The organism is Acidobacteriota bacterium, assembly GCA_018001935.1.
Classification (GTDB): domain Bacteria; phylum Acidobacteriota; class JAAYUB01; order JAAYUB01; family JAAYUB01; genus JAGNHB01.
Window position 1 is genome coordinate 1 of the sequence record JAGNHB010000102.1, and the last position, 9,421, is coordinate 9,421.

Sequence of the window (9,421 nt, forward strand, 5' to 3'; positions counted from 1 at the left end):
GCAGTGGAGGGAGAGGTCCCGGCTGAAGACCCTCAACAACCAGACGGAAGTTCGCGGATCCTCGCCGCGTTGAGCAACGACTGCCCGCAACGGATTCTGACGTTGTCCCCTGAGGCCAAGGGTGTGGATGGCCCGGAACCTTGCTTCAGCATTGTCACCCAACGCGAATTTTGATAAAATACTTTTTCGTGAATATCATTTCTGAAACCCACCAATAGAAAAGAAGGGGATCATGCGGAAACAACTCTGGGTTGCAATTCTTATCGGTCTTTCGGCTGTGTCCTGGGTTGCATCTGCTGCGGACGTGCAGGACTTCAACGGCGATCAGCTGACAGACATCCGGTGGCGCAACGACGAGAGCGGGATGCTCTCGACTTGGTACATGGGCCCCGGGGGCATGACGGGGAGCGGGTTCCTGGGGGGAATCTCGGACCTCGTTTGGAAAATCGCCGGCGTGGGAGACATGGACGGGGACAGCATCTGCGACATCCTCTGGCGGCACGCTTCCACCGGTTCAATGTCCGTTTGGTTCGCACGGGCGGACGGGACCGGCATCAAGGGGGACATGTCCCCCGGGACGGTGGACCCTTTCTGGAAAATCGTGGGGCTGGGCGATGCGGACGGGGACGGGAAAGCGGACATTTTCTGGCGCCACGACGCCAGCGGGACGATGTCGGTGTGGTACATCGACGAGACGGGGCTCAAAGGGACCGGCTTCATTGGTGGGATCGGGAGCACGGACTGGCAGGTGATGGGGGTGGGGGATTTCAACGGGGACGGGAAGAGCGACATTCTCTGGCGGCAGCTGTCGACGGGGGCGATGTCGGTGTGGTTCGTGACGGAAGGGGGCTTCGCGGGGGACATGTCCCCCGGGACGGTGGACCCCTCCTGGAAGATCGTGGGACTGGGCGATGCCGACGGGGACCAGAAGTCGGACATCTTCTGGCGGAACGAGGACACGGGGACGATGTCGGTGTGGTTCATCGATGAGACGGGGTTGAAGGGGACGGCGTACATCGGGGGGATCGACACGCCGACCTGGCAGGTGGTGGGGATCGGGGATTTCGACGGGGACGGGAAGAGCGACATTTTCTGGCGGCACAACGACACGGGAGCGATGTCGGTGTGGTTCGTGACGGAAGGGGGCTTCGCGGGGGAGATGTCGCCCGGCGGGGTGGACCCGAGCTGGAAGACAAGGAACAGTTTCACGTACCGGGCCGGATACCTGGTCGACTCGGACCCCATCGCAGGCAACCTTCGCTTCGTGCCGTCGGGAACGTTCGTGCAGGGGTCGCCAACGAACGAACCGTGCCGGTATTCTTCCTGTGAAACGCCATTCACCCACACGCTGACGAAGGACCTGGCGGTGATGGAGACGGAGGTGACGCGGCAGATGTGGGCGGATCTTCTGGCGGTTCAGTCGACGCTGCCGGCGGACCCGACGGACACCGACTACGGGGCGGGGATGACGAACCCGGTCCAGCAAGTCACCTGGTTCGAGGCGCTGCTGTTCGCAAACCTGCTGTCGGTGCAGAAAGGTCTGACGCGCTGTTACTACGCCGACGCGGCCTTCACGGTCCCCATCGACGCGGACAACTACACCGGGTGGCTGTTCTATTGCGACTGGGACGCGGAGGGCTACCGTCTGTTATCGGAGGGGGAGTGGGAGTACGTCTGCCGGGCGGGGACGGCGATGCCCTTCTGGATAGCCGAGCCGAACTACACGTCTGGCAACTGTGGATGGCTATCGGAGTCAGGGATGTACCCGCAACTGGAGACAGCGGCGTGGTTCTGGGGGAACAGTTCGACGATCTACGCAACCAGCCCGGTGGGGACGAAGGTGGCGAACCCGTGGGATCTGCGGGACATGCACGGAAATGTGTACGAATGGTGCTGGGACTTGTACCAGCAGGCCTACCCGACGGGGTTGGCGGTGGATTATCGGGGGCCTTCATCGGGCCCGTACCGCATGTTCCGGGGCGGGGGCTGGCGAGGCCATGCCCATTTCTGTCGCGCGGCGTACCGGGGCTGCACCAACTGGGGCCTCCGGTACGACGACATGGGCTTCCGCCTGGTCCGAGTTGCCCGCTGAGAGGTCTGATCTCCGGCAGGCAAGCGCGGAGCGGGAAAGAGGAGGATCGCCCGACGGCGAGTGGGTCTTCCCCTTCGTTCTCTCCGCATGCCGGGCTGCACCGCTAATTTTTCCGGCTGATAGCATCCACGGCGTCGATGGTGTCGCAACCGATCCGGACGACCACGCCGGCGCTCACCGTCAACTGTCCGCCGGCCTTGCTGAAAGGGAACGCCGCACCTACGCCGTTGATCGGTTTCAACCACGCCGACCAGGGAGCGTTGAATTCCGGGTGGTCCTTGCTGTACCGGCAACTCCTGGACTCCGCGAAACGGATGATGAGGGTCCCCCTTGCCTCGACGCGGTTTGCCGCCAGCCAGGCCTTGTCCAGAATGAACTCATCGGCCGTTAAGGAGAGGTTCCCCCTGTACTCCGTGACCCTGACGAACAGGCTGTAGTTCTCGGCGATGAGAAACCGGTCCCCGCACCGGACCAGCACCTCGCCCCAGTACTTCCGCGCCAGGTTTTCCGGGAGCTTTTGCCGTCCCAATACCTGTGTAGCCACGGGGGCCGTCACCCCCGCCAGGATCGTGACCACGGTTGCCACCATCTTCATTCTGAGCATGTTCCCTTCTCCTCCCCCGATTCCCTTTCTTGCCGCTCTATTGAGCAAAGTGGAGAACATTATTCATGACAGTCCCCTTCCGAATTTCCGGAGGGAACATTTCCCCAGTCTTTGGGGAAAATCAACGGAACACCAACCGGACCTTCCGCTGTTCCACATCGAATTCGGCCGCGGCGTCGAATTCCTTCCCCGCGCGGGACCTGAGCTTCTTCAGGTCGACCCGTTTCCCGCCCAGGAGGGCGGCCGCCTGCTTCCGCGTGAGCTTCCTCCCGCAGAACTCCTTCCAGACCAGGCTGCGGCACGCGGCGCAGACGAAGGTCTTCGGCAGTTCCTCGATGCGGCCGCCGCAGCGGCATGTCCCGACGTCCCCCGCCCGGGCCTCGATGCTGAGCCCCTTGAGTTCCCGAACCTCTTCCACGATGGCCTTGCGGATTCCGTCCATGAAGGCCCCGTAACCCTCCCGGCCCAGGTTTTTCCGGTAGATCCCTTCCAGTTCGGTCTCCCACCGCCCCGTGGTCTCGGGGTCGGCGACGGGCCGCCCGCGGAGCTTGCCGATCAGCTCCCCGGCTTTCGCCGTGGGCTGGATCGCTTTCTTCACCAGGCCGACGTACTGGACTCTCTTGAGCCGCTCGATGACGGCGGCCCGGGTCGCCGGGGTGCCCAGGCCGAGACGCTCCATGGCGCCGAGGAGGGCGCTTTCGGTGTAGCGCTTCGGCGGGGCGGTCTTCCGCCCCTGCCGCTCCACGCCCGTCCTGGGAACCCGCTCCCCGGCCTCGAGGTCCGGGAGTCTCTGCGCGGCCCCCTCCCCTTCCCCGTCCTCGCCCTTCTCTTCCACCTCTTTCCGGTACAGCGCCTTCCACCCTTCCCGAACCTCCGCGTTGCCCACGGCCCGGGCAGGGTGGGTCCCCACATCCAGGTCCACGGTGGTCCAGTCGCACAGGCAACTCTCCATGAAGGCGCCCAGAAAGCGCCGCTCGATGAGTTCGTAGAGCATCCGGTGCTCGTCCGCCATGACGGCGTTGTCGGGGAAGCGTTTCTGCGGGACCAGGGCGTAGTGGTCGGTGAGCTTGGCATTGTCGAACACGCGCCGCCCCGCCGTTTCCACCGCCGCGCACAGTTCCGGGTGCCCCAGCTCCCCCAGGAGACGGCGCACCATCTCCCTCGTCTGCGGGGACTCGTCCAGGTGGCCCGCGTCGGTGCGAGGGTAGGAGACCAGCTTCGCCTCGTAGAGTTCCTGGGCCAGTTCCAGCGTGCGCCCCGCCGTGAGGCCAAGGCGCTCGTTGGCCTCCCGCTGCAGGGACGTGAGGCTGTGCAGCGCGGGGGGGAACTGCTCCTTGCGCTCCGTGCTCACGTTCCGCACGAGCCCTTCCCCGGCGGCCGTCACGTCGGTGAGGGCCTTTTCCGCGACGGCCGGGTCGAAGAATTTCATCTCCCCTGCCCCGTCCGATATCCACCCGGAGAATGCCGACCCGTCCTTCACAAAATCCACCCGGATTTTCCAGAACGGGACAGGCTGGAAGTCCCGGATTTCTTCCTCCCGGTCCACGATGAGCCGGAGGACGGGCGTCTGGACGCGCCCGGCGCTCCAGACGGTCCGGTCGGCGGCCCGGAGGGTCAACAGGCGGGTCAGGTTCACGCCGACGAGCCAGTCGGCGTGCTGCCGGGCCAGGGCGGCCCGGTAGAGGCTCTCGAAGCCATCCCCGGGCTTGAGGTCGGACAGCTCCCGGCGCACGACGTCCACGGAGAGGGCCTCGGAGGTCCACAGGCGCTTGACGGGACCACCGTATCCGGCGTTTTCCACCGCCAGGCGGAAGATCAGCTCCCCTTCCCTGCCCGCGTCGCAGGCGTTCACCACCTCGTCGGCTCCCTGGAGGAGTTCCCGGATGATTCCGGCCTGCTTTTCCTTCCCTTCCGAGGCCCGGTACCGGAACTCCGCGGGGAGCAGGGGCAGCTCGTCGAGGTCCCATCGGTCCCCGTTCTCCTCGATCTCGTAGAGGTGCCCGATGGCCCAGGTCACCACGGTGTCCCCGACGCGGAGCAACCCGTCTTCTTTCTCCGGCCACCCCAGGGCGGCCGCGATGTCCCGGGCCACGGACGGCTTTTCGGCGATAATCACGCGCGGCATGTGCCCTCCTTTGGTTGGATCATGGTCATCTCCAGAATTCCGGCACCTCGAAGTCCTTCAAGAGGGAGAGGGCCTCCAGGAAGGAAGGCTTCCCCACCACGGTGAAGCGGCCGGTGAGGCGGCCGTCGGTGTCGTAACCGGAGGGCTCGAAGCGGTAGAGGGTGTTGACCCGGTACGGCGGGAAGGTGGGGCTGGTGTCGTAGTCGAGCCCGCGGATCTCGGCGATCTCGGCGATTTTTCTACTTTCATCCGGGTACTGGCATACCTGGATCACGATATGTATCGCCCGGGCCACCATCTCCTTGATGGCCCTCGCGGGGATGTCCAGGCCGCTTTGCAGGATGAGGTTCTCCAGCGCCCCCAGGGCGTCGTCGCAACTGTTGGCGTGGACGGTGCCCATCCCGGAGTGGCCGGTGTTGAAGGCCCGCATGAGGTCCAGGGCCTCGGGGCCCCGGACCTCGCCGACGATGACCCACCTGGGGTTCATCCGCAGGCTGTTGCGCACCAGGTCGCGCAGGGTGACCTCCACCTCCCCCTCGTGCACGGCCTTCTTGGCCTCCAGGGGCGCCCAGAGCTCGTTGCGCAGCTGGATCTCCCGGGAGTCCTCCACCGTCACCACGATGTCCCGCTCCGGGATGAAGGCCCCCAGCACGTTCAGGAGCGTCGTCTTGCCGGAGCCGGTCCCCCCGGAGATCAGGATGTTCTTGCCGGACAGGACCAGGCTGCGGAGGATCTCCGCGCCGGCCGGGTCGAAGGAGCCGCCCTCGAGGAGCTGCGCCGCCGTCAGTTTCTCCTTCGTGAAGAGACGGATGGCGACGGCGGCCCCGTCGGCGAAGCAGGGTGGGATGATGACGTTGACCCGGGAGCCGTCGGGCAGCCGGGAGTCCAGGATGGGGTTGTCCGCGTCCAGCCGGCGCTTGATGTGGCGCCCGATGGCTTTCGCGGCCACCATGAGGTCCTCGGCGGACTCCCACCGGGCGGGGGCCCGCTCGGGCTTTCTCCCCTGGCGCTTGACGAAGACCTTCTCGGGGCCGTAGACCAGGATGTCGGTGACATCGGGGTCGCCCAGCCAGGGGGCCACGGGCCCCAGGGTGATCTTGAGCAGGTCGAGGTTGAGGGTGGAGCCGCTCATCGCAGGACCCGGGCGGCCATGAAGACGGAAGCCGCCATCATGGCCTTGACCAGGGACTCGGGGGAGCCGAAGGAGCGGCGGGCGTAGACGGTCTTCCCCGAGTCCCGGTTGTGCACGTAGAACTCCACGCACAGCCCCGGGAGGGACCTTTCGTTCTTCACCGGCACCACGCCCAGCAGGGCCAGGCCCAGCTCGATCCTCCCCGTGTCGCCGAGGCGCAGCCCCGCCTTCTCGAAGGCGGTCTGCACGCACTTCTTGAAGGCCTCCACGTGGGGTTCCACCTTCCTCGGGAAGCGGAAGCGCTTGAGACAAACCCGGGTGAGCCCCCCGCTGGTATAACCTTCATCGTAGAGGTAGCCCATGACGGGGTTGCCCAGGAGCTTCGGGTAAAGGCCCCGGGGGAAGAAGAAGCCGACGCTCTCCGGGTTCTGTTTCGCCTCGGCGCTCTTCAGGAAAGGCTCCAGGGCGGTCGCCCTTTTCAGAAGCTCCAGGTCCTGGGGGGTGGGTTGCTCGTTGTCCCGGGCGTTCGTCCAAGCGAACAGCAGGCTCCCCAGGACCACCACCACGAGGGTTCTCCGGCTACTTCTTCGCATAGGCCCGGTCCCTGAGCTTGCAGTAGGGGGTGACCGCCACGTCGTCCGTGATGTAGACCCGCATCCGGAAGCCCTGGTTGACGGTGACGGTGGGCACGACGTTCTGGTAGCGCCGCAGGATGGTGTCGAGCACCTTGTCCATGTTCTGGTCGGTCTTGTCCACGATGTAGGCCCCGGTCTTCGACTCCGTCTGCGCCGTCGCCGCCGCGCCCAGGCCGTCCAGGAGGCCGAACATCAGGGCCGTGCCGAACTGGAGCATCCAGTGCCGGTTGACCTTGCTGGAGACGCCCAGGGCCCCGGTCTGGTCGAGGGCCTTCAGGGCGTTCGCGTTGTAGGGGAACTCCACCGAGACCCCGTCGGGCAGGATCATCCGGTGGAAGAGGATGTACATGCGGTGGGCGCCGGTGTAGTCCACGATTTTCGTTTTCCCGACGACCTTGGTCCCCTGGGGGATGATCACCCACTTCCCGGAGTTGTCCACCAGGTCCCGCACCACCACGGCCAGCACGGGGCTCTCCTCGGTGTCCGAGACGATCCGGTGCAGCAGCACGCACTCCAGGAAGTCCCCCTCGAACAGCGTCACGGGGTCGTAGCGGGTGTAGAAGAGCGTCGTCGGACGCGTTCCTTCGTTTCGCCGGTCCGCGGCCGCCTTCGGCGCCCTTGGGTTCCCGGCGTCCCGGGCGGCCAGTTCCCTCCCCTGCCGGATGTAGGCCCCGGGGTCGTCCTCGGCCAAGGGCGGAGCCCCGGCCTCGGGGGGCAGGTCTTCCGCCACGGGCTCCGTCATCCGGATCCGGGACCGCCCCGCGGTCGTCGTCCCCCCGGCCCCCTCGGCCGCGCTGTCCCGCTGGTAGACGAACATGGGGGTCTTCTCCTTGTCGTACTCCTCCCGCGCCTTCTCCAACCGCTGCTTCTCCTCGGCGGGGTTGTCCCCCCGGACGTGGTAGACGCTGCGGGGGTCGCTCTCCTGCCGGGAGGCCCGGGCCTCCTTCTCCCGCCAGTACCGCTCTGCGGCCGACGGGGGGCCTCCCGCCGTGGGAGGGTAACCCGCCTCCCCCGCCTGGTCCTGCTCGGCCAGGGTCTTCATGTACTCGGAGTACTTCCCCTCCTCCCCGGCCTGCCCCGCCTTCGCCTCCGCCTGCGCGGCCGCCCACGCCCGGTCCGCCTCCGTCTCCGGCGTCGCCCCGGGCTGCCCGCCCAGGACCGCGTCCCTGAGGGACTTCTCCTTGGCGGCCGCCTTCGCCTCCGCCTTGGCCGCCTCCTTCTTCTGGAGGTCGAAGTCGGCGTTCGCCTCCGCCCCGGAACCCTTGAAGGCCCCGGCCGCCAGGGCCACCAGGAAGGCCACCAGGACGAACACCCCCACCAGGGCTATCGTCTGAACCGGGGTGATCTTCCCCTTTTTCTTCTCCGGTTCGGGCTGGTACTCGTGCACCGTGGTTTCCAGCATTCTTTCCACGTCTTCCCGCGAGGGTTTCCCGGTCCGTTCGTCTTCCATGGGGGTTCTCCTATTCGATGAGGACGAGGAAGTCCGGGTCCTGGCCCACGGCCAGCTCGAAGCCGCAGCCCACGAGGCCCGTGACCAGCAGGGAGAGCTTCTGGCTCGACGCCCCGTCGTGCCCGTCGCAGGCCGAATCGCACTCCCGGCTCTCGACGTTGAGGTTCACCCGCTGAATTGTGCCGTCCTGGCAAAAGCACTCCCGGAGCAGCCACAACCCCCGGGGGGTCCCGTCACCGTCCTGGGCTTCCAGGACGCCGGACTGCGCCAGGGCGATGAGTTCCGGAACGCTCCGGATGTCCTTCAGGACGATCTTCGTGCCGCCGGTGAGCCCGTCGGTCTCGAACCCGGACAGCCGGAACAGCGGCGGGGTCGTCTCGGAAAGCGTGAGGATGTTCCGCCCCTGTACGGTTTCCTCCCGCTCATACTGCTGGGCCGCCAACGTCGCAACGAGGAGGGCGCCCAGGGCGATGAGGCAGAGAAAGTGTTTCATGGCTCCCCTCCCCTACTTCCGCCGGATCTCGCAGACCGTCTCGCCGGACTTGAGGAAGAGCTTTTCCTTCCCCTGGATCACCCGGTGGACCTGGAAGTGGTCCCCCAGGTCCACGTACTTCACCGGCTCCAGCTCCTTCGGCGAGTCCTTCTTCGCCACGAAGACCCCGGGCTTGGCCTGGCACCGCGGGAGCCAGATGTAGGTGAAGGTGCCGTCGTCCACCACCTTGTCCACGGCGAAGGGGTTGCCTTCCATCGCGTAGGCCGTGTTGGCCGCCTGGAGCACGTCCTTCTGGGTCCTGTCCACCTCGGCGTCCTTCTCCTTCTCCTTGACGGCCTCCATGGACTGGAGCCGCTCGCGGACCAGCTTTGACGCCTCCCGGGCGACCTTCTGCCTGAAAAAGGTCTCGTCGTGGACGTCGATGATGACCATCTCGTCCACCTCCTCCGCCGGCTTCGTGGAGAGGTGGAAGGTGAAGAGCTTCTCGTTGGTGGTGAAGACGATGACGGAGGTCTCCTTCCCCTCGGCCAGGGGCTTCACGACGCCGATCTTGCCGTTGGACTGCCCGAAGAAGAACTTCGCGTCCGAGACCACGAAGTCCTGGATCTCCCACCCCTCGGGGAGCTGGAAGGCCGTCCCGATCCCCACGGCGGCGGCCACCTCGTAGACCTTGGTCCGGTTTTCCCCGTCGAAGTTGCAGACCTTCGTCCGGGGGGTCTTGGCGTGGGAAAGCGCGGCGACCGCGGCCGCGATCGTCAGCGTGATCAGGGCTCGTTTCATTTCGAATCCTCCTTGGTGTCCGTTTCCTGGAACGGGGTCTCGTTGTACTCGATCACCACCAGGCCGTGGGGGTTCTCCACGGTCCGGGGGACGGGCTTGTACTTGACGAA

The 9,421-nt window shown here is 66.1% G+C and carries 8 protein-coding genes; 1 reads left to right on the forward strand and 7 read right to left on the reverse strand.

Annotated elements, in window-relative coordinates; all coding sequences use genetic code 11:
- Nucleotides 1-232: 232 nt before the first annotated feature.
- The gene (locus KA419_20825) at nt 233-2,092 is read left to right on the forward strand and encodes an SUMF1/EgtB/PvdO family nonheme iron enzyme (protein ID MBP7868379.1); all 1,860 of its coding nucleotides are present in this window, start codon (nt 233-235) and stop codon (nt 2,090-2,092) included.
- A 103-nt stretch (nt 2,093-2,195) separates the two neighbouring features.
- On the opposite strand, the gene KA419_20830 is transcribed toward KA419_20825, so the two are convergent.
- The 7 genes from KA419_20830 to KA419_20860 all read right to left on the reverse strand — a co-directional run bounded on the left by KA419_20830 (nt 2,196) and on the right by KA419_20860 (nt 9,311).
- Nucleotides 2,196-2,696 carry a hypothetical protein gene (locus KA419_20830; protein MBP7868380.1) on the reverse strand — a complete coding sequence of 167 codons (501 nt, stop codon included), beginning with the start codon at nt 2,694-2,696 and terminating at the stop codon, nt 2,196-2,198.
- A 121-nt stretch (nt 2,697-2,817) separates the two neighbouring features.
- A complete protein-coding gene (locus KA419_20835; GenBank protein MBP7868381.1) occupies nt 2,818-4,821 on the reverse strand; it encodes a type IA DNA topoisomerase in 2,004 nt (667 codons plus the stop codon).
- Nucleotides 4,822-4,846: 25 nt separating this feature from the next.
- Nucleotides 4,847-5,953, reverse strand: coding sequence for a CpaF family protein (locus KA419_20840; protein MBP7868382.1), 1,107 nt, complete (start codon nt 5,951-5,953; stop codon nt 4,847-4,849).
- The gene (locus tag KA419_20845; protein ID MBP7868383.1) at nt 5,950-6,546 is read right to left on the reverse strand and encodes a hypothetical protein; all 597 of its coding nucleotides are present in this window, start codon (nt 6,544-6,546) and stop codon (nt 5,950-5,952) included. The genes KA419_20840 and KA419_20845 overlap by 4 nt, the downstream gene beginning before the upstream one ends.
- On the reverse strand, nt 6,533-8,038 hold the full coding sequence (locus KA419_20850; protein ID MBP7868384.1) for a TrbI/VirB10 family protein: 1,506 nt from the start codon (nt 8,036-8,038) through the stop codon (nt 6,533-6,535). The genes KA419_20845 and KA419_20850 overlap by 14 nt, the downstream gene beginning before the upstream one ends.
- A gap of 10 nt (nt 8,039-8,048) precedes the next feature.
- Nucleotides 8,049-8,531 carry a hypothetical protein gene (locus KA419_20855; protein ID MBP7868385.1) on the reverse strand — a complete coding sequence of 161 codons (483 nt, stop codon included), beginning with the start codon at nt 8,529-8,531 and terminating at the stop codon, nt 8,049-8,051.
- Between the two features lie 12 nt (nt 8,532-8,543).
- Nucleotides 8,544-9,311 (reverse strand): TrbG/VirB9 family P-type conjugative transfer protein, encoded by a 768-nt coding sequence (locus tag KA419_20860; protein ID MBP7868386.1) that lies wholly within the window; start codon nt 9,309-9,311, stop codon nt 8,544-8,546.
- Nucleotides 9,312-9,421: the final 110 nt, after the last annotated feature.

Bases quoted from the DNA above. Each gene is read 5' to 3' on its own strand.
- KA419_20825 (MBP7868379.1), top strand. From the start codon at position 233: ATGCGGAAACAACTCTGGGTTGCAATTCTTATCGGTCTTTCGGCTGTG.
- KA419_20830 (MBP7868380.1), bottom strand. From the start codon at position 2,696: ATGCTCAGAATGAAGATGGTGGCAACCGTGGTCACGATCCTGGCGGGG.
- KA419_20835 (MBP7868381.1), bottom strand. From the start codon at position 4,821: ATGCCGCGCGTGATTATCGCCGAAAAGCCGTCCGTGGCCCGGGACATC.
- KA419_20855 (MBP7868385.1), bottom strand. From the start codon at position 8,531: ATGAAACACTTTCTCTGCCTCATCGCCCTGGGCGCCCTCCTCGTTGCG.
- KA419_20850 (MBP7868384.1), bottom strand. From the start codon at position 8,038: ATGGAAGACGAACGGACCGGGAAACCCTCGCGGGAAGACGTGGAAAGA.
- KA419_20860 (MBP7868386.1), bottom strand. From the start codon at position 9,311: ATGAAACGAGCCCTGATCACGCTGACGATCGCGGCCGCGGTCGCCGCG.
- KA419_20840 (MBP7868382.1), bottom strand. From the start codon at position 5,953: ATGAGCGGCTCCACCCTCAACCTCGACCTGCTCAAGATCACCCTGGGG.
- KA419_20845 (MBP7868383.1), bottom strand. From the start codon at position 6,546: ATGCGAAGAAGTAGCCGGAGAACCCTCGTGGTGGTGGTCCTGGGGAGC.